This window comes from Bacillus sp. NMCC46, from assembly GCF_002998465.1.
Lineage (GTDB): Bacteria > Bacillota > Bacilli > Bacillales > Bacillaceae > Bacillus.
The window spans coordinates 508,152-529,599 of sequence record NZ_PVQZ01000002.1 but is presented as its reverse complement, the minus strand read 5'-3'; the positions used below and the strand labels follow the sequence as shown (position 1 = coordinate 529,599).

25 protein-coding genes, 1 tRNA gene and 1 pseudogene are annotated in these 21,448 nt (G+C 38.5%); 24 read left to right on the top strand and 3 right to left on the bottom strand.

Annotated features, from left to right (window positions below):
• Positions 1–59 precede the first annotated feature (59 nt).
• From C6Y01_RS08380 to C6Y01_RS08315, 13 genes and pseudogenes are all read left to right on the top strand, one after another.
• Positions 60–920, top strand: coding sequence for a LysR family transcriptional regulator (locus C6Y01_RS08380; RefSeq protein ID WP_095285545.1), 861 nt, complete (start codon positions 60–62; stop codon positions 918–920).
• A 151-nt stretch (positions 921–1,071) separates the two neighbouring features.
• Entirely contained in the window at positions 1,072–2,388 is a 1,317-nt protein-coding gene (locus C6Y01_RS08375) for a CitMHS family transporter (RefSeq protein ID WP_034661743.1), read from the top strand.
• 205 nt (positions 2,389–2,593) lie between these two features.
• A complete protein-coding gene (gene gerE / locus C6Y01_RS08370; RefSeq protein ID WP_003184172.1) occupies positions 2,594–2,818 on the top strand; it encodes a spore germination transcription factor GerE in 225 nt (74 codons plus the stop codon).
• A 149-nt stretch (positions 2,819–2,967) separates the two neighbouring features.
• Positions 2,968–3,408 (top strand): MarR family winged helix-turn-helix transcriptional regulator, encoded by a 441-nt coding sequence (locus C6Y01_RS08365; protein WP_003216546.1) that lies wholly within the window; start codon positions 2,968–2,970, stop codon positions 3,406–3,408.
• A 7-nt stretch (positions 3,409–3,415) separates the two neighbouring features.
• Complete coding sequence (gene racE, locus C6Y01_RS08360) at positions 3,416–4,234, top strand: glutamate racemase (protein ID WP_106038043.1); 819 nt, start codon at positions 3,416–3,418, stop codon at positions 4,232–4,234.
• 101 nt (positions 4,235–4,335) lie between these two features.
• Entirely contained in the window at positions 4,336–5,397 is a 1,062-nt protein-coding gene (locus tag C6Y01_RS08355; protein WP_034661739.1) for a GerMN domain-containing protein, read from the top strand.
• A gap of 151 nt (positions 5,398–5,548) precedes the next feature.
• Positions 5,549–6,277: a ribonuclease PH gene (gene rph, locus C6Y01_RS08350; protein WP_060596912.1), complete on the top strand. Its 729-nt coding sequence runs from the start codon at positions 5,549–5,551 to the stop codon at positions 6,275–6,277.
• Between the two features lie 10 nt (positions 6,278–6,287).
• Positions 6,288–6,890: an XTP/dITP diphosphatase gene (locus C6Y01_RS08345; protein ID WP_162839366.1), complete on the top strand. Its 603-nt coding sequence runs from the start codon at positions 6,288–6,290 to the stop codon at positions 6,888–6,890.
• Between the two features lie 14 nt (positions 6,891–6,904).
• On the top strand, positions 6,905–7,429 hold the full coding sequence (locus C6Y01_RS08340; RefSeq protein ID WP_106038042.1) for a YfcE family phosphodiesterase: 525 nt from the start codon (positions 6,905–6,907) through the stop codon (positions 7,427–7,429).
• 121 nt (positions 7,430–7,550) lie between these two features.
• Positions 7,551–7,624: transfer RNA gene (locus C6Y01_RS08335), tRNA-Arg, on the top strand.
• A gap of 159 nt (positions 7,625–7,783) precedes the next feature.
• The gene (locus C6Y01_RS19080) at positions 7,784–8,191 is read left to right on the top strand and encodes a hypothetical protein (RefSeq protein WP_223249897.1); all 408 of its coding nucleotides are present in this window, start codon (positions 7,784–7,786) and stop codon (positions 8,189–8,191) included.
• Positions 8,160–9,464: a site-specific integrase gene (locus tag C6Y01_RS19075; protein WP_223249896.1), complete on the top strand. Its 1,305-nt coding sequence runs from the start codon at positions 8,160–8,162 to the stop codon at positions 9,462–9,464. The genes C6Y01_RS19080 and C6Y01_RS19075 overlap by 32 nt, the downstream gene beginning before the upstream one ends.
• 175 nt (positions 9,465–9,639) lie before the next feature.
• Positions 9,640–10,929: pseudogene (locus C6Y01_RS08315) on the top strand (PIN-like domain-containing protein).
• Positions 10,930–11,605: 676 nt separating this feature from the next.
• Here the strand turns inward: C6Y01_RS08315 and C6Y01_RS08300 are convergent.
• The 3 genes from C6Y01_RS08300 to C6Y01_RS08290 form a co-directional block, all read right to left on the bottom strand.
• Positions 11,606–11,950, bottom strand: a complete 345-nt coding sequence (locus C6Y01_RS08300) for a hypothetical protein (RefSeq protein ID WP_106038039.1) — start codon at positions 11,948–11,950, stop codon at positions 11,606–11,608.
• A gap of 16 nt (positions 11,951–11,966) precedes the next feature.
• Positions 11,967–13,523, bottom strand: coding sequence for a T7SS effector LXG polymorphic toxin (locus tag C6Y01_RS08295; protein WP_106038038.1), 1,557 nt, complete (start codon positions 13,521–13,523; stop codon positions 11,967–11,969).
• A 275-nt stretch (positions 13,524–13,798) separates the two neighbouring features.
• Complete coding sequence (locus C6Y01_RS08290; RefSeq protein ID WP_106038037.1) at positions 13,799–13,987, bottom strand: hypothetical protein; 189 nt, start codon at positions 13,985–13,987, stop codon at positions 13,799–13,801.
• A 188-nt stretch (positions 13,988–14,175) separates the two neighbouring features.
• On the opposite strand from C6Y01_RS08290, the gene C6Y01_RS08285 reads away from it, so the two are divergent.
• The 11 genes from C6Y01_RS08285 to C6Y01_RS08235 all read left to right on the top strand — a co-directional run bounded on the left by C6Y01_RS08285 (position 14,176) and on the right by C6Y01_RS08235 (position 21,398).
• A complete protein-coding gene (locus C6Y01_RS08285; protein WP_060596909.1) occupies positions 14,176–14,355 on the top strand; it encodes a hypothetical protein in 180 nt (59 codons plus the stop codon).
• A 336-nt stretch (positions 14,356–14,691) separates the two neighbouring features.
• Complete coding sequence (locus C6Y01_RS08280) at positions 14,692–15,144, top strand: DUF4241 domain-containing protein (RefSeq protein WP_060596908.1); 453 nt, start codon at positions 14,692–14,694, stop codon at positions 15,142–15,144.
• Positions 15,125–15,334 carry a DUF4241 domain-containing protein gene (locus C6Y01_RS19370; protein ID WP_060596907.1) on the top strand — a complete coding sequence of 70 codons (210 nt, stop codon included), beginning with the start codon at positions 15,125–15,127 and terminating at the stop codon, positions 15,332–15,334. The genes C6Y01_RS08280 and C6Y01_RS19370 overlap by 20 nt, the downstream gene beginning before the upstream one ends.
• A 173-nt stretch (positions 15,335–15,507) precedes the next feature.
• Positions 15,508–15,975 carry a hypothetical protein gene (locus C6Y01_RS08270; RefSeq protein ID WP_106038036.1) on the top strand — a complete coding sequence of 156 codons (468 nt, stop codon included), beginning with the start codon at positions 15,508–15,510 and terminating at the stop codon, positions 15,973–15,975.
• Positions 15,976–15,993: 18 nt separating this feature from the next.
• Positions 15,994–16,329: a DUF4288 domain-containing protein gene (locus C6Y01_RS08265; RefSeq protein WP_060596905.1), complete on the top strand. Its 336-nt coding sequence runs from the start codon at positions 15,994–15,996 to the stop codon at positions 16,327–16,329.
• A gap of 276 nt (positions 16,330–16,605) precedes the next feature.
• Complete coding sequence (locus C6Y01_RS08260; RefSeq protein WP_024427820.1) at positions 16,606–16,755, top strand: teichoic acid D-Ala incorporation-associated protein DltX; 150 nt, start codon at positions 16,606–16,608, stop codon at positions 16,753–16,755.
• A gap of 14 nt (positions 16,756–16,769) precedes the next feature.
• Positions 16,770–18,275 (top strand): D-alanine--poly(phosphoribitol) ligase subunit DltA, encoded by a 1,506-nt coding sequence (dltA, locus tag C6Y01_RS08255; RefSeq protein WP_106038035.1) that lies wholly within the window; start codon positions 16,770–16,772, stop codon positions 18,273–18,275.
• Complete coding sequence (gene dltB / locus C6Y01_RS08250) at positions 18,272–19,456, top strand: D-alanyl-lipoteichoic acid biosynthesis protein DltB (protein ID WP_106031219.1); 1,185 nt, start codon at positions 18,272–18,274, stop codon at positions 19,454–19,456. The genes dltA and dltB overlap by 4 nt, the downstream gene beginning before the upstream one ends.
• Before the next feature lie 21 nt (positions 19,457–19,477).
• Positions 19,478–19,714, top strand: a complete 237-nt coding sequence (dltC, locus tag C6Y01_RS08245) for a D-alanine--poly(phosphoribitol) ligase subunit 2 (RefSeq protein WP_024423191.1) — start codon at positions 19,478–19,480, stop codon at positions 19,712–19,714.
• Positions 19,714–20,880, top strand: a complete 1,167-nt coding sequence (gene dltD / locus C6Y01_RS08240) for a D-alanyl-lipoteichoic acid biosynthesis protein DltD (RefSeq protein WP_034661713.1) — start codon at positions 19,714–19,716, stop codon at positions 20,878–20,880. Before dltC ends, dltD begins: the two co-directional genes overlap by 1 nt.
• 95 nt (positions 20,881–20,975) lie before the next feature.
• The gene (locus C6Y01_RS08235; RefSeq protein WP_106038034.1) at positions 20,976–21,398 is read left to right on the top strand and encodes a YkvA family protein; all 423 of its coding nucleotides are present in this window, start codon (positions 20,976–20,978) and stop codon (positions 21,396–21,398) included.
• The last annotated feature ends 50 nt before the right edge of the window (positions 21,399–21,448 follow it).

The following is a 21,448-nucleotide window of genomic DNA, read 5'->3' as shown; positions in this document are numbered from 1 at the left end:
ATTATTTTGAGAATAATCAATAAAAATATTTTATAATTAGTAAAAAAGGAGGGCATATAATGGATGAAAAAGATTGGCGGTTTCTAAAGGTGCTCTATGAAGAAAAGAACATCACAAAAGCGGCAGAAAAATTATTTGTCTCTCAGCCTGCCTTAAGCTATCGATTGAAGCAGCTTGAAGAGGAGTTTGATATGAAGCTTTTCTTTAAAAGAAAACGAGGAATTGAATTTACATCAGAGGGCGAGTACTTGGCTAAATACGCAAATGACATGCTCAAACAGCTCCAGCAAACGAAAGATGGCATGCTCAATATGCAAAAAAAGGTCAAAGGAACAATTCGGTTAGGGGTCTCAAGTAACTTTGCCCAGTATAAACTGCCAGAAATTTTAAAAGAATTTTCTAAGCAGTATCCACATGTTCAATTTATGGTGAATACAGGCTGGAGCACAAAAGTCATGGACTTATTAGGCACATCAAGTGTCCATTTAGGGATTTTAAGAGGGGATTACGACTGGAATGGAGAGCGGTTTTTGCTCGATAAAGAGCGGCTTTGTATCATTTCAAAATCAGAAATCCAGCTGAAAGACCTCCCAAAGCTGCCGCTCATTGACTATCATACAGATAGTTCATTAAAACGATTGATTAACAGATGGTGGCAGGAAACGTTCACCATGCCTCCACTTGTGACGATGGAGACAGACCGCCAGGATACATCAAAAGAGATGGTCAAGCATGGTTTAGGTTATGCCATTGTCCCAGAAATTTGCCTCAGACCAAGTGATGAGTTATTTGTAAAAGGTCTTTCGTATAAAGATGGACAGCCTGTTTTAAGAGATACATGGCTTATGTACCAGCCAGACTCCCTTCATTTATCTGTTGTGAAAGCGTTCATTGAGTTTTTAAGAAATCAGCAAGGTTGATTATAAAAGAATTTTATAGAATATACGAAAAAATCAATATTTTCATTATAAAAAGAGCTATTATATCCTTGAAATAGAAAGCGCTAACATTCATCGCAAGTGCAAAGGGGCGCTTGCTGATCGCGTAAAGAAGAGGATGGAGGGATATAAAGTGCTAGCTATTTTAGGGATCTTGATGGTCTTGACATTTACATTTCTCATTATGACAAAACGTATGCATCCGGTGGTGGCTTTAACCGTTGTACCTATCATATTTGCATTGATCGGTGGTTTTAACCGCGGATTAGGGGACATGATGCTTGATGGACTTAAAACTGTTGCACCATCAGCTGCTTTATTGTTATTTGCGATTTTATTCTTTGGTGTCATGCTGGATGCTGGGCTGTTTGATCCACTGATTAAACTCATTTTACGTATTGTGAAAGGTGATCCTGTCAAAATTGCTTTTGGGGTAGCAATTTTGTCTATGCTTGTTGCATTAGATGGTGATGGAACAACAACTTACATGATTACCGTATCAGCTATGCTGCCACTTTTCTTAAGAATTGGGATGAACCCGTTAATTTTAGGAACGATTTCATTATTGTCTTTAGGAATTATGAGCGGAATGACGCCTTGGGGCGGTCCAGCTACTCGTGCAATTGCTGCGCTTGGCTTGGATGCAGGCGAATTTTTCATTCCATTACTCCCAACGATGGTTGGAGGCGGTCTTTTTATACTTTTTACTGCTTATGTACTTGGGAAAAAAGAAAGAAAACGGATTGGGATCGCAGAGATTCAGCACAAAGAAGAGGTGTCCATTTCTCCTGAATTGGCTGCGTCAATTGAGGATGGCGTAGAAGACATGAAGAGACCAAACCTCATTTGGATCAACTTCTTCCTCACAATTGCTGTCATGGCCACACTAGTCCTAGATATTATACCAATACCTGTACTCTTCTTAATTGGATTTGTCATCGCTCTCATGATCAACTATCCAAAGGTTGAAGATCAGCGCGAGAGAATTTTATCGCATGCAGGAAATGCTTTAACGGTCATTACCCTTGTGTTTGCAGCAGGAATTTTCACAGGAATTTTTTCGGGGACAAAAATGGTGGAGTCGATTGCCAACTTGGTGATTTACTTAATTCCGGATTCTTACAGTTCATTTTTTCCGCTCATTGTGGCTTTAACGAGTATGCCATTTACATTTGTTCTTTCTAATGATGCTTATTATTTCGGGGTGCTGCCAATCTTGGCAGAAGCAGGTGCAGCTTACGGAATTGATCCGGTGGAAATTGCGCGCGCTTCTATCATAGGACAGCCTGTTCACCTGCTGAGCCCTCTTGTGGCTTCAACGCTGCTTCTTGTCAGTATGCTGAACAAAGATATTGGCGATTTGCAAAAATACGCACTGCTGTGGACTGTGTTAACAGCCCTTTTTACAACATTGATCGCTTTGTTAACAGGAGCCATTTCTATCTTTTAAATACGTGTATGAAAAGGACGATGTCTCGGGTAGGAGACTCGTCCTTTTTTGTGCTGATAAAAGCGCACAAATTGGACGCTCATATGCGGGAATTCTCGATTTTAACGTCACCTACCTCGGGCACCCGGCATATGATATCTCGACTATACAGAATCCCATTCTATAGAGACTAGAGCTCTCACCTTAGCAAGGAGGGTTACAATACTTGAAGGAGAAAGAGTTTCAATCCAAGCCGCTATTAACCAAAAGAGAAAGAGAAGTATTCGAATTGCTCGTCCAAGATAAAACAACTAAAGAAATTGCAAGCGAGCTTTTTATTAGCGAAAAGACTGTTCGAAATCATATTTCGAATGCCATGCAAAAGCTAGGAGTCAAAGGTCGTTCACAGGCCGTCGTCGAGCTTCTGCGTATGGGTGAGCTAGAGCTCTAAAGTCAGCCGGTTTTCCTTCCGCACCAGGGAGGAACCGGTTATTTCTATATGGTTTCCATGAGTCTCTTCTTGCATTTTCTTTGAAAAACGAGGAAAATAGGAATGTACGTTTTAATCAAAGTGAGATGCTATAGTGAGGTATCAATGAAATGGAAACGAATGAGTTCGACCATGTAGCAGAAATTGAAAAATCATTGCGCCATATTGCTGCAATTATTAAGCAAAAAGGCAGAGAAATCCTGAATCAATATACGATTACACCTCCTCAATTTGTAGGGCTTCAGTGGCTTTATGAATTCGGAGATATGACAATAGGTGAGCTATCACAAAAGATGTACTTGGCTTGCAGCACAACCACCGACTTAATTGATCGAATGGAAAAAAGTGAACTTGTCGAACGAGTAAAAGACCCATCTGACCGCCGCGTGGTTCGCATTCATTTATTGCCAGAAGGCGAGCGGATCATTCAAGAAGTGATTGTCAAACGCCAAGAATACGTCAGTGAACTTCTAGGGGCTTTCTCAGAAGAAGAAGCCATCGTTTTCAACCAATCCTTAACGAAACTACAGCAGCAAATGAAAAGAAAATGAGGCGATTTTGTTGGATCAACCAATCGGCGTGATTGATTCCGGCGTCGGCGGTTTAACCGTTGCAAAGGAAATCATGAGACAACTGCCAAAAGAAAAGATCATTTACGTAGGCGATACAAAACGGTGTCCGTATGGCCCGCGGAAAGAAGAAGAGGTTCTTCAATATACTTGGGAAATGGCACACTACTTATTAAGACATCATCATATTAAAATGCTCGTCATCGCATGCAACACAGCGACGGCAATTGCCCTTGATGAAATCAAAGCAACGCTTGATATTCCGGTCATTGGCGTGATTCAGCCCGGCGCCCGTACAGCCATCAAGGTGACAAACAATCAGCAGATTGGTGTCATTGGTACAGCCAATACGATCAAAAGCGAGGCATACAAAGAAGCACTGCTATCCCTAAAAGCAGGACTAGCGGTTCAAAGTCTGGCATGTCCGCTGCTTGTCCCATTTGTGGAAAGCGGTACGTTTTTAGATCAGACAGCAGATGAAGTGGTGAAAGATTCCCTTGAACCGATGAAAGAAACAGGAATTGATACGCTCATTCTTGGCTGCACGCACTATCCGATTTTAAAAGAGCCGATTCAGCGCTTTATGGGCAGTGATGTGAGCATTATTTCATCAGGGGATGAGACAGCTAGAGAAGCCAGTACGATTCTTTCGTATAAAGGGCTGCTAAACACTTCTCAAGAAGCACCTGTTCATACATTTTATACAACAGGGCAGCAGCAAAATTTTGAAAACATCGCTCGTGACTGGTTTGGCTACCTCCCAGGGAAGGTCGAAACCGTATCACTTGAACAGGTCTATCAGCAATAACCCGCTTCTTCTTGAGGTGGGTTATTTTTTTATGAAAAGGGTCTAATCCACATGAGGAGCTCGTATACATAGTAGTACAAACTACTAGAGGAGGGTGAAGTATGCTGAAAAAAGGATCTACAGCAGCTGTGACGTGTATCGCGTCAGCCATGCTTTTGTCAGGATGCGGATTGTTTCAAACAGACCAAGCGAAAACAGAGATTGACCCGCCACAAAACGTCACATATGTGAAAGAAAATAAAGAAGATAAACAAACAGCCAAAGAAGGAAAAGAAGAGAAGAAGGCAGATACAGTCATGAGAGAATTATATTTAATTGATAAAAACGGGTATGTCGTCTCTCAATCCATTCCGCTGCCGAAAAACGAAGGAAGTGCCAAACAAACCCTTGAATATCTCGTGGACGGAGGACCGATTTCTAACCTCATGCCAAATGGGTTCCGAGCTGTTTTGCCGGCCGACACGAGCGTATCTGTCGACATTAAAGACGGAACGGCCGTAGTGGATTTTTCAAATGAATTCAAAAACTATAAAAAAGAAGACGAACAGCGCATCCTGCAATCTGTCACTTGGACGTTAACGCAGTTTGATTCTGTCGCCAAAGTCAAATTGAAAATGAATGGACATGAACTAAAAGAAATGCCTGTGAACGGTACACCGATCTCCGATGATTTAAGCAGAGAAGACGGTATAAATATTCAGCACGAGGCTGCCGCTGATATGACATCGACAAAGCCAGTGACGGTTTACTACTTAGCTGAATCTGATGAACAGACGTACTATGTTCCTGTGACCAAAAGAGCGCCAAAAGACGAGGATGATCCGATTACAGCAGCCATTGATGAGCTCGTCTCTGGACCAAGCAAAAAAAGCCATTTGCTCACAGACTTTGATCAAGATGTAAAGCTGAATGATGTCCCGAAAGTAAAAGACGGACATGTGACACTTGATTTCAACGAATCCATTTTTGGCAGTGCAGATGAAAAGAAAAAGGTCATTTCACAAAAAGTTCTTGATAGCATTGTGCTCACATTAACAGAGCTGCCGGACGTCAAAAGCGTATCGGTTAAGGTAAACGGCAAGGCTGAGCTTGTGAACGAAAAAGGAGCAGAGCTGACAAAGCCGGTTTCAAGACCAGAACAAGTGAATACAGGTAGTTTTTAACGGCACACATTGATATAATGGAGAAAAAGAGGCATGCATATTCGCTGCCTCTTTTTTATTCCAAGCGATTAGAACGAGCCGAGGTTGTCAAAGTTAGTAGGAGAACCCCGCTGGCACCCGCGCGGAATGTATATCGTAATGGAGGTAAATCATGAGATTAGATGAAAGACAATATGACGAATTAAGAAAAGTTGAAATAGAGGCAGGCTACATTAAGCATCCAGAAGGCTCTGTCTTAATCTCATCGGGAAATACGAAGGTGATTTGTAACGCATCCATCGAAGACCGTGTACCTCCTTTTTTAAGAGGAGAAGGAAAAGGCTGGATTACAGCAGAATATAGCATGCTTCCAAGAGCAACCGCACAAAGAACGATGAGAGAATCTTCTAAAGGAAAAGTTACAGGACGTACAATGGAGATTCAGCGCTTAATTGGACGAGCACTCCGCGCAGTCGTTGACTTAGAAAAGCTTGGCGAACGCACGATTTGGATTGACTGTGATGTCATTCAAGCAGACGGCGGAACACGCACAGCATCCATTACAGGTGCTTTTGTCGCCATGACACTTGCGATTCAGAAGCTTCGAGCAGAAGGAGTTATCAAAGAAAACCCGATCACTGATTATTTAGCGGCGATATCCGTCGGAATTGATTCTCAGCAAGGTCTTCTGTTAGATTTAAATTATGAAGAAGATTCTTCAGCTGAAGTAGATATGAATGTCATCATGACAGGTGCTGGACGCTTTGTTGAACTTCAAGGGACAGGCGAAGAAGCGACATTCTCAAGAGAACAGCTAAACGGACTGCTTGATTTAGCCGAAAAGGGCATCAAAGAATTAATCGAAAAGCAAAAAGCGGTTACAGGAGAAGTCATCGAATAAAAAGAAGGGTTTGATCAGGATGAAAACAGCCATCATTGCAACGCACAATGCGGGCAAAGCGAAAGAATTCAAAGCCATTCTTGAGCCAAAAGGATTCACGGTCAAAACACTAGCAGACATTGGCTTTACTGAAGAGATTGAAGAAACAGGACAAACCTTCGAAGAAAATGCCATTATCAAAGCAGAGGCGATTCAAGCCAAAGCAGGTGAAATGGTCATTGCAGACGATTCCGGTTTGTCGATTGACTATCTTGGCGGAAAACCTGGCGTATATTCAGCGAGATACGCTGGTGAGCATAAAGACGATGCTGAGAATGTGGAAAAAGTGCTGAGCGAACTTCAAGGCATTGAAAAAGAAGACCGCACAGCTAGATTCAGATGTGCCCTTGCTGTCAGCATACCGGGCAAAGAAACAAAGACGGTAGAAGGATCAGTAGAAGGCTTCATCGCAAAGGAACCAATCGGCGAAAACGGCTTCGGATATGACCCAATTTTCATCGTCAAAGACAAAGATCAGACGATGGCCGAATTATCACCAGAGGAGAAAAACAAAATCAGCCATCGAGCGGTCGCGCTTCAAAAGCTTTCATCACTGCTAGACGCAAATGAATAAGGGGGAATGAAGCCATGAAGATACTCATCATGAGTGACAGTCATGGACTCACAGACGAACTTCAAACCATTGCCAAACGGCATGCGGCTGAAGTCGACATGATGATTCACTGCGGAGATTCAGAACTCGAAACGAACCACCCAGCACTCGAAGGATACAAAGTCGTCAAAGGAAATTGTGACTTTTTGGGCGATTTTGAAGAAGAGCTCCTGCTCCCACTTGATGGAGGCGGAAAACTATTTCTCACTCACGGACATCTGCATGGCATCAAACAATCCTTGCTTCAAGTCTACTACCGTGCAGAAGAGCTAGGCGCAGACATTATCTGCTTTGGCCACTCGCACATCCCAGGCAGTGAGCTGCTAAGAGGAAAACTGCTTATTAACCCGGGCAGCGTGCACCTGCCAAGAATGCGTAAAGAGCGCAGCTATGCGATACTGACACTAGATGGAAGCGAAGCAAACGTACAGTTTTTCACAGAAGAAGGTCTGGTCATACAAGACCTCGAAAACACTGTCACATTGGAAGGTATTTCATAAGGGTGCAGCATTTGCCCCTTATGAAAAAAACTTTCGAAAAACCGTTGACTTTAAAGAACAATAGTAATATAATAAATCTTGTCGGTGAGGTACTCACCAACAGAACACTACATAACAACATGTCCCAGTAGCTCAGCTGGATAGAGCAACGCCCTTCTAAGGCGTCGGTCGGGAGTTCGAATCTCTCCTGGGACGTACAGTTTTACAATCTCAAGCCTTGATATGTCAGGGTTTTGGGCAGAGAAGGGATGCTAACACAGATTAGAACACTGTGGGAGCATCTCTTTTTTTATCCCCTACAATATTTCTGAAAGGTTCTACTACCTCTAATTTATATTTAATGGAGGAGACAGGATGACTAAGAAGAAGGATATCTTTAATGTAGTTGCATACATTAACCTTTTTAATCAAGGAAAGGGAGCATCTGTACCAGAAAAGTCTTTAGGTGGTTCAGAAAAAGGAACAGCATCAAACAAGAAAAATGGCAGAGACTTAGATAATGTATTGGATATTATAATTCAGCAGATGAAGGTAAGTGGATATAGAGGAAGAACTATTACTGACTATATCAGGTATATGACTCAATTTAGGAAAATCACAAATGTAGAATACCTTGAGGAAATTACAACAGACACTATTTATTTATGGCTTGATTCAATGCAAGTATCCAATCAGACTAAATTGACAAGGTTAAAATGTCTAATGGCAATTCTAGGAAAGTGTTTCAATAATGGATGGCTCAAGGTTTTGGCATGGCATTAATATTAAAGTTGATAAACAGGTCAAGAAAGATGCTAAGAAAAATGATGTAATGGTTTTACTCGCTTTGTTAGACTTAAATAGCTTTATAGGCTTGAGGGATGCTGTGGCAGTTTTGACTCTGTATAGAACAGGAGTTAGGATAAATACATTAGGACAGCTCCAAGAAAAGCATATTGATTTTGAAAAAAAGCTATTATGTATGAACGGCACAATACTAAAAAACCACAAATTATTAAAGTTACCTCTTGATGATGAGCTATTGCATCTGATGGAAATTCTAATTATGCAGAATAACAAGATAAGAGAGTATTATGGACAGACAAACTCTTATCTTCTTATAAGCTACAAAGGGACATCATTAGATACAAAGTCAACTAATAATGCCATATCTAAGCAGCTCCATAAATATTCTAATAAGTATCTACAAATGGAACAAGAGTTAAATCCTTTATATCATTATACTAGTGTGTACGGGTTAGAAGGAATTATAAAAAATAAAGAACTTTGGGTTTCGCATTCAGATTTTTTAAACGACAAGACAGAGCGACAATATACATTTAATTTATTTTATAAGATATTAGTAGAGAGAGCTAAAAAAGCTTCGTTAAATTTCCGATATGTGGAAGGGGTATTGAAAATTATTAAGGATTTTGAATATCCAGCATATGTTTTGTCTTTATCAAAAAATAAGGATTCAAATTTACTCTGGTCAAATTATTCACAAAATGATGGTTATAACATAAAGTTTGATTTTTCCTCTTATAGATCAGACTTATCCATAGATCAAGAAAAAGCTGCTGCCATTTGTTTATTTAAATCTAAAGTTATATATGATGAAAAAACACATCACCAAGCTATAAATGAACTAGTTGATGATTATATAGAATTATTTAAAAAGCACGATGAGCACTTTATTCATGATAGAGAGTGGGTTAAGAATAATCCGTATATTACTCAAACAGTAACTAATTTACATATAACTTTTCTGTTATTTTCAGCATTTTTTAAAGATGCGTGTTTTAAACAAGAGGAAGAGCATAGAGTTGCCCTTGTTCCAACAAGATCAAAATTTATAAATTATGATTGTCGAATCTTAAACGGTGCATTTATCCCTTATATAAAAATTAAACTTAAAGACAGTCAAATTAAAGGAGTTACAATTGGACCAAAAAATAAAATGGATATATCCGAGGAAGGTTTAAGATACTTTCTGGAGTTAAATAATTTGAGTGAAATAGATATTAAACAATCAAAAATTCCTTATAGATATTGATGGTTTGACCAAAATTGGCACACTTTTGGCACGATCTTGGCAAAGCATTTTGTCTGAGAGCGGTTATGATGGTATTAGGTGATAAATTGAGAGCGGCTTCCATTGCGGAGGTCTCTTTTTCGTTCGACAAAGTTTGCATTTCCTTCAAACTATTCCTTTTTGTTCGATAAATTATATGAAATATTCTATTGGAGGAATTGACTTGAGAGAACAATTTCGTGAGTTTTATTTTGATAAGGATGATAAGGAGATTTGGAAAGATTCCATTATTGTCTTAGACACAAATGTTTTATTAAATTTATATAGGTATACTCAAGAAACGTCAGAACAGATACTGAATTTATTGCAAAAATATAAAGAAAACCTGTGGATGCCTCATCAAGTGGCATAGGAATATCATTATAATAGAAAATCTGTAATTGTAGAGCAGAGTGGTTCGTATGAAAAAGTATGTGACGCTTTTGATGATGTGCCGCATAAAGTAAGAAACATGCTTAATCAAGATCTAAGTAATTTTAAAAAGAGGCATAAAGAAGATGTAGAAAGTTTCTTTGAAATTATTAAAAAAGTAACTGATGAACAAATAAAGAAATTAAGAAATAAAAATGAAATAGAATTAGATTTAACCAAGGAAGATACAATTAAAAACAAAATTACAGAGCTTTATGAAAATAAAGTAGGTAAACCTTACGAATACTCTAAAATGAAGGAATTAGAAAAAGAAGCAGAAGAACGTTTTAAAAAGTCTATACCTCCTGGATATAAAGATTTGAATAAGAAAACGGGAACTAAATTTTATAACGGAGTTGTCATACAAAATAAACTTGGTGATATAATCCTTTGGAAACAGATTTTAAATTTCGCCCTAGAGAGAGAGGTTAATATAATATTCTTAACGGATGAACAGAAGGAAGACTGGTGGTACGACATAAACAACAAGATAATTGGTCCTAGAATTGAACTGTTAAATGAATTCACCTATGTCACTAACAAAGAATTTCATATGTTTAGCTCAATCGGGTTTGTAGAAAGACATGAGGAAGATTTAAATCAAAATACTGTTTCAGAAGTACGAGAAGTAAGTGAAGTTTATGAAAAAGATAAAATCAAAAAATTAAAGACCAAGCATAAACTGAATATATACAAAGACGGACTAAAAAATCTAAGTCTGAATAGAGCCGGTTTTTCATATGAAAATATAGACTTTAACTTTAAAAACCTTATGCTATTTTGTGGATGGTTTCAAGAAAATGAGTCGTTTTTTCCAGAAAGATACGAAGCGAAAGAGTTCTTTAAATTACTTGCAAATGAGTTTAGTTTAGAGTTTGCTGAAGAAATATATAAATTCTTATTGAAAGAAAATGTAACAGTTTGGAATAAGGATAAAAATTCAAATTGTATAAAAATAGATATTCTGAAAAGTAAGGTTCATTTAGCTTTATTAGATGTTCATTCTAGTAATTGAGATTTTAAGCACCCTCTTGGGTGCTTTTTATTTTGGGGAGGGAATTAATTGAAGAGACCAATAAAACCATGCAATGAACCTGGATGTCCTCAACTAACGAGCGAAGGATATTGCCAGTAGCATAAGACATCGAAGCCTTCATACGATCTGCACCGTGAATCATCAGCACGTCGCGGATATAATAGCCGATGGCGTAAAGCTGAGTACATACACATCTTACTATACAAACGCGGAAATCAGAAAGCAGCAAAGTAAAATCAGTAAGCTATATAATGCGATTCGGATGACAAGGAACAAAAGCCTACTTGATCAACATTATAAGAAAATAGATTCGATACGAGCAGATTTAGAAAAAGACATGAAATAGCCTCGCATTGAAGTTGAAGGCCCCCTTAAATCCCTAGAAACGATTTGCCGTAGACCGCTTCTTCCTCAACATTTTGAAAAATTCCCTAAGCCTGAATAGCGATGAATGGTTATGTATCTACGATAAGCCGAATTGGTCAGCAAAGCACAAAAAAGTAAAGTCGGGTGGAGCATTCACGATTGATAGATCGTTACAGTCAATGAAGCAAAAATGTACAAGCTGAAATCAGGCTATTACATTACAGCTGCTTCAAAATATGTTGAAGTAAAGCAGAAGTAAAAGAAAGCCCTTCCGACACGGAGGGGCTTTTCATTGGTATTCATCGCTGTCAAATTCCCATAATTTTTGACCGTCTACTAAATATACAGACTTAGGTGGATCATCATAAAGGGAAATTTCCACATAAGAATTTCCTTCTTGTATTACCCAATCACATACTCTTCCTTCATTATGAGTAGGGTGGGCAATGATGTTCTTGACAATAAAGGCAACTGCGTAATATTCTGTATAATTTATATCATCGTCTTCTAGCCCATTATCTGTTTCATAGAGTGCATCTGGTTTTCCGATAATCTGTAATCCGTTTTTCCACTCTAATCGCAATTCGTTGGCACCATATTTATTTAATATTTTGATTAAAGAGTTATATCCCAAGAGTATCAATCCTTTTTTATGGTATTGGTTTTGTTGGAACTATGTGAGCACCATCTTTTGAGTAATGTATTGTTCCTCTATTGGTTTCTATATATTTTTCAGTTTCAAAGTCATATGCTTTACCTATTTTGTGATCAAACTTAACAACTTCTCTTCCTTTTGATGGGATGTGTCCTGTACCTGCATATTTATCAAGCAATTCTTGAGCTTTTTTATTGTCCCCGTAAAAGATGCTTTTTTTCTTTCCATTAGCTATCTCCTGTTTATAGTTAGGTGCATCAGGAATATGTTTTTCTTGAGCCCCTGGTTTTACTTTTACAGGGAAACCATTTACTTCACGGTAAGGACCTTTTGGTACGGAATATTTGCCGAAGGAAGGAGTTTTAACAATCTTCTTGGCTACTTTCTCTCCTTTCATGATTTTAAATACGTATTTTCCTACTTTAGCGATTTTAGCTCCGGGTATCATGTACAAGCTTGATACTAGACGGTCCATGTCAGCGACTTTGTCACCTGTGACAGGGTCTCTCCCTGTGATGGCTCGAACGGCATCATTTATTCCTGTAAATTCAACCGCTGTATTTAAGATGTTTGAGGTTTGTTCACCCGTTTTCAAGTCGGAAATCTTTGTGATGCTTTCAATATTCACTTTGTTTTGGTCCGTTAATCGTAACCGATAGAGCATTCCATCTCGAATAACGTCAACTGTTTTGGCATTTGCGAAGTCAATCTTTTCATTTGTATTATATACTTTTCCATTTACGAACACGGCGTTTTGATTGATTTTATTAGACGGTTTCCTATTTAAAATCGTATCCACATTTGATCGCTCTTTATCATTCAGCTTCTTCAGCATGATTGTCATTGGATTTTCTTTAGAGGAGTCTATATTTTTATTCATTCCACTGATGGTACTGTTGATTTTTTCTTCTTTTCCAGCTTTGAAGATAGAGCCTTTTTGATAACTGGTAATTTCAATTTTTGGGCCAGTGAACATCTTGCTTAAAGTATCTATGTATTGCTTCATTGTGTGAAGGGAACTTTTTGTTTCATTTAGAGCACTTGTTTGTTCTCTGTCAAATGCATGAAGTAGTCCAATGGTTTTAGACGTCTCGAGCCATGCTTTTTGATAGCTTTGTTGGAAAGCAGATTCGTCTACATGAGGCAAATGTACAATATTGCTGACCCTGCTGAGGGCTTGATTCACATCGGATACAATATCAGAAATAGTCCGTTCGGCTTTTTTTAACCCTTGGTCAAGCTCGTGTTCAATGAATGATTGAGAGATAAAACCATTCGGGTTTGATTCAAAAGCATGAAGTGCCTGTTTTGTCTTTTTTAGCGCACCGCTGTATTCTTCAATGACGATCTGAAAGAATTGCAAAAAGGGAATGTGACACTCCATATAAAAATCTTTTATTGCTTGTCCAGCTTCTCCCTTTAATGCGCTATCTAAGGAGATGATTTGATTGATTTGTTTTTCTAGGGACTTAAAATTCTGTGATTGCTGCTTCAACTTGTTCAGCGTTTGGTCAATTCCATTCTTCAACTCAAAGACATCAAGGGTTTTCATTCCGTTCTCCTTTACTTTCTGTTAGTACTCGTAGCAATTGCTTTGTCTGTTTCCATCATGGTGTTAACGGCTTCTTCTGTTTGTGCAAGTTGTTTAAGGTTTTTGGAAGTGCTAAATGAATGTGCGTATTTTTTAATGTTTTCTCACTTCACTGGCATCTATTTTGATTTCTCTAATTCTTTTTAATTCCAAATGTTTTTGCTTTCATTTCGAACTTTGAGAGCGTCCACATAAAGAAAGGGAGCTGCATAAACGACAGCTCCCAAGATGAGGAGTTAATTTTTCTTTTTTCTGTAGTCTTTTACTAAGCTTGAAACAACTAAACCCATCACACTAAAAGCCACAAGATAAAATAAAACATTTGTTACAGGTGTATCAATTTTCCCTAAGATCATCACAAGGGCAATAATAGCGCCGGGTAAAGTAATTAATAACATTTTGGATGGCGTGCTTTGCTGTGTCACTTAATGACCTCCTGATTGATCCATTAAATAGATATTTTAGTTGATTTTAACATATGGAGATTGTGCGAACAACATAAGGGATATAGCAATCTACTTTAAGAGCGGACAAACGAAACTTGCGATTTTATGGAAATCATTTCAATTAAACCTTTTGTGTAATAAAATGTATATGATTACAAAGGGGTGAGATGGCGGTGAAGCATTTTTTAACGGCAATCGTAGTGGCTGTGATTGTGGGGATCATTGTTTATGTTGCAGATGATCGGTTAAGCATGTTTCCGTTGATGCTGATTTTAGCGGTTGCGATCTATATCGTAAGCAGGATTAGCGAAACATTGATAAAAAAATATTCCAAAGAAAATAGTTAATAACACAGCCCCTCCATTGGAAGGGTGTTTTTTAATTAACCTTCCATTTATTTTTAACTAATGAAAAAGACATTGCAAAGCGGTAAATATTCAAAAGAGAGAATATTCTTTCTCCAACTAAAAAAATTAAGGTGTATAGTAGAAGGAGAAGATGAAGCGAGTGTTAAGTGAGAGCTTGCATTATCAAATGGACAGATAGAAAGCGATTTACAGGGGAAATTCTTTTCAGGGTATGGAGTTGATACTGGAAATGGATGTTCTATGGATGATCATGCTTTGAAATTGAAAAATACATAATCTCAAACGTCTCAGAAAAATAATGAAAGGAATGATCCCTTGTACAACATCGATCCAACAAACTTAATTTTTGAAAATGGAGAGAACAAAAGCAGCTCAGAAGGTGATCAATTATTTGTCAAACAGTTAGGACATATCGAGATCACAAGCGGTCATATCGTTGTCTGTGATCCTTTTGTTTCAGAGGGAGACCAATCTTTTTCTAAGAAGGTTCATCCGGGAAAATATCCTATTCTACTTATGGTTAAGCGATTAGAAAGCGGTGACGAACGCGTCGCCTATGCAATAATCAAGTTCACAAACGAGCAAGCAATAGAATGGGAGCTTGCCACAAGAGCAGGTCAGGAACCCGTTCAATTAACAAAAGATGAGTTCTTCGGCTACGGTGTGAATACGGGTATGGGCTGTTTCATGGATGCGGAAGCAGCACTATATTTACAAGCCTATGAGGATAAGCGATATAAAGAGGACAATGATTTTTTATCTTTATGAGGAATTTGCAGAAGCTCTTGCGCAAAACTACAAGCACACATGGGACTGGCTCGTCACCCGTTTTCATGACAAAGTGGACATTGCCATGTTTACAACAGGCTTCGGTGACGGGATGTATCCAAGCTTTTGGGGGATAGATCAAAACGGAGAACCCACTTGTCTTGTGACGGATTTTTTTATAATGGATTGATGAGATACCCATGAAACTATGGGTTTTATCAAGATATAATGGAGGAAATATTTACATAGACGTTAATATAAAACAAATTTTCTTAAATTTACCTTAAAATTGTTGAAAATCTAATTAATATAATATCTTTATTCAAGTAAATTTCTAATAAACTATAAGGAGTATTTAACTTGATGAAAAAAATAATTTCCACACTATTAGCTCTATCCGTATTTACCTTTGTTTTACAAGCACCAGCAAAGGCATCAGAAAATGAAACTGTTGTAATTAACACAAATGATTTTGTATCATCTGAAGGAGAATTAAATCCTGATCAACTTGCAGAAACTAAATTTGCCATCCCACTTCCTTTCTTCTTTATTCCAGGGTTAGGACAAGCTGCAGTATTAGCAACTGGTGCTGTCATTGTAGGTGATATGATATTTTCTTCAAACTCTTGGGAGGCTCAAGTTGTCAAACATCATAAAATGACAGCAGACCAATTCATCTCTAAGAATAGAAAAGGGTCAATCAGAAAAGAGTTTCCAAGTGAATACTTAAATAAAACGATAGAACAAATCAACAAAGACGCAAAAAAGGGAAAAAAGAATGCTAAAAAAGCTAAAAAACTGTTAACAGACAACAGATTTAAGAAAAAATGAAATGAAAGGTGATAATTTATGTACGATATTTATTCTGTAAAAGTTTTATTTGAATCAACAACTTCGCCACGATTAAGCCCTGAAAAAATATTTGAAGAGAGAATTTTTCTAATAAAAACAAAAAAACCAGATGAAATTGAAAGTATCATACACGAAAACTTTCCAGAAGAAACTTATGAAAATTCAGAGGGTGGAATGACTACTAACAAAGTAGTTGCAATTTTAGATACCTTTGAATTAGTAGATAATTTAGAAGAATCAGTACATCTAAAAGAAGTTTATAGTCGTTATCTTGTGTTTGATAAAGAAACGTCTCCAGAAGAAGCTATTGAAAGATATTCTCTAGATAAATAAAATTCGCACAAATTCAATGTAATTGAAATCAAAGCCATCTAGGCAAACTAGGTGGCTTTTACGTTTATTCGACAGCTTTCAACAATTTTAAGGCAAATTTAAGCTTGAATTTCATTTCAAATACATTAAATCTTTGTTACAATAAGACAGCTTTGCCTAAAGACACGTTTATCGATTCGACATCTTTTTTTCATGATTTCTTAAAATTTTTATGTTTTGGTATGAAACTCTTTTAATGATTCATGCGTCTCTATAAGTGTCAAAAGAAAAGAGGTTATCAATATGCTATTCAAAAAGCTATCAGAAAATAAGTCTGTAAAATGGATAGGATATACAAGCTTTTACTTACTTATTTTGCTATTATTGTTCTTTATTTACGGATTCCATACAGCAAATACGGGATCATTCATTTACAACGATTTTTAATTGGAGATTAGACTATGAAACTATTACACACGATTCATGAATATCAACAAACGAAACCGACACAGCCAGCATTTGTTTCTCAACATGCTTCGATCACATATGATGAGCTTTGGCATTTATCAGACCAAATGGCTGGTGCGATCGATTCTGTCGCAAATGGCGGTGCACCTGTCATTGTATACGGTCATATGGAGCCAGAGATGCTGATTTCTTTCTTAGGCAGTGTGAAATCAGGCAGACCTTATATTCCGGTCGACATCTCAATCCCTGCCGAGCGTATCGTCTCAATTATTGAAAGCTCAAAAGCCAGTCTGTTGATTTGTGCAAATGAGCAAAATGTATTAGATGTAGAAGAACACATTGAAGTGAAAAGTGCGGCATCTCTTTTAGCTCTTGAAAAAGAAGCACCGCCATCCTCGCAGTGGGTTCAACAGGATGATGTCTTTTACATCATTTATACGTCTGGCAGTACCGGAAAACCGAAAGGCGTTCAGGTAACAGCCAATAATTTAGAAAGCTTTACAGAGTGGATGTGCCGAGACTTCCCAATTGGCGGGGGGCGCACGTTCTTAAATCAAGCACCATTTTCTTTTGACTTATCAGTGATGGATTTGTATCCAGCGCTTCAATCAGGCGGCACGCTTTACTGTTTAGTGAAAGATCTAGTGAATAAGCCGAAGGATATGTTTGCAGCACTTGGTCAATCTGACGTTGAAGTGTGGACATCAACACCTTCCTTTGTGCAAATGTGCTTAATGGACCCTTCCTTTACAGGGGAGCTTTTACCAGAGCTGAAAGTCTTCTTGTTCTGCGGAGAGGCACTTCCTGTATCTGTAGCAAGTGCGCTCCTTGAGCGTTTTCCAAAGGCGCAGGTCTTTAATACGTATGGTCCGACTGAAGCAACTGTTGCGATCACATCGATTGAAGTCACGCAGGCGATTCTTGATCAGCACGATTCTTTACCAGTCGGCTACGCCAAACCGGATACAGATATCGTCATTTTAGATGAAGAAGGCAAGACCCTTCCTGATGGTGAAAAAGGGGAAATTGTCATCGTAGGGCCAAGCGTCACGAGAGGCTACTTAGGTGAACAAGCCTTAACAGATAAAGTGTTCTTTGAATACGAAGGACGCCCTGCTTACCGTACAGGTGATGCAGGTGTGGCGCAGGATGGTTTGATTACGTGCCACGGCCGTCTGGACTATCAAATTAAGCTGCATGGATACCGGATGGAGCTTGAAGAAATTGAATATCATGTGAGCGAGACAACGTATGTCAATGCTTGTGTGATTGTGCCGTTCCAGCCAAACGGTCATGTGGAGTACTTAATTGCAGCCATTGTTCCAGCAGCGCATTCTTTTGAAAAAGAATATCAGCTGACAAGTGCAATTAAGAAAGAAATGGCGGATTCACTGCCTGCGTACATGATTCCAAGAAAGTTTGTCTATCTTGAGCAGCTGTACATGACACCAAACGGGAAGGTTGACCGTAAAAGAATCGCGAAAGAGGTTCTTCTATGATTCCGTTTAGTTCATTCTTTTTCTTCATTCTAATTGGTGTTCTTCTTTTGCCGACGATCATTCTTGGTCTTCGCGGCAAAAGAATGCAGGGCTACAACATGTTTGCAACGGTTGTGGCGCTCGCGCTTATTTTCTCAAAGGATGCACATGGCGCATTGCTGCTCTTCTTGTTTACAGTGTGGCAAATCTTGATCATCCGCTTGTACCTTTCGTACCGGCTGAAGGCGAATCAAGCGTCTGTCTTCTATATGGCAGTGGTGGCATCTATTTTGCCGCTTGTACTCTCAAAGGTTTTACCGTTCTTTTTAACTCATCAGCCGCATCAACCGCCGCCAATGAACTGGCTGAGCTTTTTAGGAATCTCGTACCTAACATTTAAAGGTGTCCAGTTAATTATCGAGACAAGAGACGGCTTGATTAAGAAGAAAATTCCGATTCATCGTTTGGTCTATTTCATTGTCTTTTTCCCGACGATTTCATCAGGTCCGATTGATCGTTACCGCCGGTTTGAAAAGGATATGGATACGCCGCCTGAAAAGGAAGCGTACAGTGATCTTCTATACGCCGGTATTCATAAAATTTTTATCGGCTTCTTATATAAGTTCATTATTGGTTATCTGATTCACACGTATATTCTCATGAATATTCATCACATTAGCAGCAGTCACTTTGTTCAACAGTTAACGTATATGTATGCGTACAGTATGTATTTGTTCTTTGACTTCGCTGGATATACAGCATTTGCTGTTGGTGTGAGTTATATGATGGGCATTAAATCACCAGAAAACTTTAACAAACCGTTTATCAGCCGGAACATTAAAGACTTCTGGAATCGCTGGCACATGTCCCTCTCCTTCTGGTTCAGAGACTACGTGTTTATGAGATTTGTGTTCTTTATGACAAAAAAGAAGTGGATCAAGAACCGTATGGCTGTATCAAATATTGGGTACTTTGTCCTCTTTCTATTGATGGGTGCTTGGCATGGTCTAGCACTTCAATATATTATTTATGGACTATATCACGCAGTTGTGATGTCCGGTTACAATTTATTTGAGAAATGGAATAAAAAGCACAAGTGGTGGCCGGATAATAAGGTCACAATGGTTGTGTCGATCATTATTACATTCCATGTGATTTGTTTCGGGTTTTATATTTTTTCAGGAAAACCATTTCATCATTAATCATTAAGGGAGTAGAAAATTATGGAATTTAAAAATCAAGTATACGGTATTATTGCAGAGGTTTGTCAGGACGACGTTGTGAAAGAAAATCCAGAGATTGCAATTTTTGAAGAAGGTCTTCTAGATTCATTTGGTACAGTAGAACTGCTTATGGCAATTGAAAGTCAGCTCGGAATTACTGTTCCGATTACAGAGTTCGATCGTGATGTGTGGGATACACCGAATCACATTGCTGAGCAGCTGGCAGAGATGAAGTAATGAAAAAGCGTTTTTTTGGGCCGCTTATTTTAGCGGCTGTTCTATTCATTGGTGTTCTTCTTGTACCAAATGCATGGCTCTCACATCTGATCCCAAAAGACAAATTACAAAAGTCAGCCACAGAATTAGATCCAGGGATGTTCCAGGGGCTTTATTTACAAGATGAAATGCTAAAAGATCCAACTTATTTGCCGATCTATGGATCTTCTGAACTATCACGTTTTGATCCATATCACCCTTCGAATTTCTTTCATGAGAATCCTCAAGGGTTTACACCTTATCTTATTGGAAAAGGTGGGTCACAATCATTAATTCATGCGATGAACTTCGCAGCGCATATGGATGAATTAAAAGGGAAGAAGCTTGTGTTTATCGTGTCCCCGCAGTGGTTTGTGAAATGGGGATCAGACGAGAATCACTTTGCACCGAACTATTCAGCGCTTCAAGCGCTTAATCTCGCTTATAATAAAGAAATTGATCCAGCTGTGAAAAAAGAGCTGATCAAGAGAATCATGACGTTTAAAGCTGTAAAGAACGACATGGTCATCACAGAACTTTTTAAAGCAGAGCTTTCTGGGAACAAATTCGCTTATGGCGCGATTTCTCCTATTGCAAAAATGTATTATGGCATGCTTCAAAAGAAAGACATGTACTATACAATTGGATCGGGGAAAGAGCGTAAGCTTCATCCGTCTCCTTCTGTCAAAGGAAAAACATGGACTGAGCTTGAAAAAGAAGCAAGTGTCTTAGGTGCGGAAAAAGCAGGGAACAACCCGTTTTATATTAATCAAAAACTATTTGACCGCAAGCTGAAACCGATCATGAAAAAGATGAAAGATTCTCGTGAAGACCACTCTTATGCGGAATCACCAGAATACAAAGATTTTCAAATCATGCTGGATATTTTAAAACAGGCAGGGGCGAAGCCTTTGTTTGTGACGATTCCTGTCAATGGAAAATGGTATGATTATACCGGTTTCCCGAAAGAGGGGCGTACAGAGTATTATGAGAAAATCAATCGTCAAATTCGAGATAACGGGTATGAAGTCGCAGATTTGACTAAACATGAATACGATCCTTACTTCTTTAAAGATACAATTCATGTGTCTTATAAAGGATGGGTCTACATCGATAAGGCGATCGAAAAGTTTTACAAAGAGCAGTAGAATGCAGCAGCTTTCTGCTGCTTTTTGTTTGTCGAATCGGCGGATATCTTGTATAACGAAGGGAAAAGGGCTATGCTGTAGATGGAGGCGATATGATGAACCGTTCTGAGAAAAAAGAACTATTAAAGCGTTCGAAGAAGCATTTTAATGATCATGCCTTTTGGGAAAAGTTAAAAAAGACGGCACAAAAGGCTGGTGTCTCTCTTGTCTATGCTGTGCTATTACTTTACTATACATTGCAAAAACCCGAAGTGCCTGTCAAAGCAAAAACCCTTATTATTGGGGCACTCGGATACTTTATCCTTCCTATTGACCTCATCCCTGATACATTGATTGGTGTCGGCTACACAGATGATTTAGGAGCGATCACATTTGCTCTGCTCCAAGTAGCGATGTACATTGATGATGATGTGAAAGGAAAAGCGAAGGACAGGCTGTCAAAATGGTTCGGTGAAAAAACCGATACGTCTCTTATTGATCAAAAGCTTGAAGATGGCTGGACGCCGTCTGCACGCTGAAAAGAAGACAAAGGGCTAAAAAAGTTCATTTTAGCCCTTTGTCAACAAGC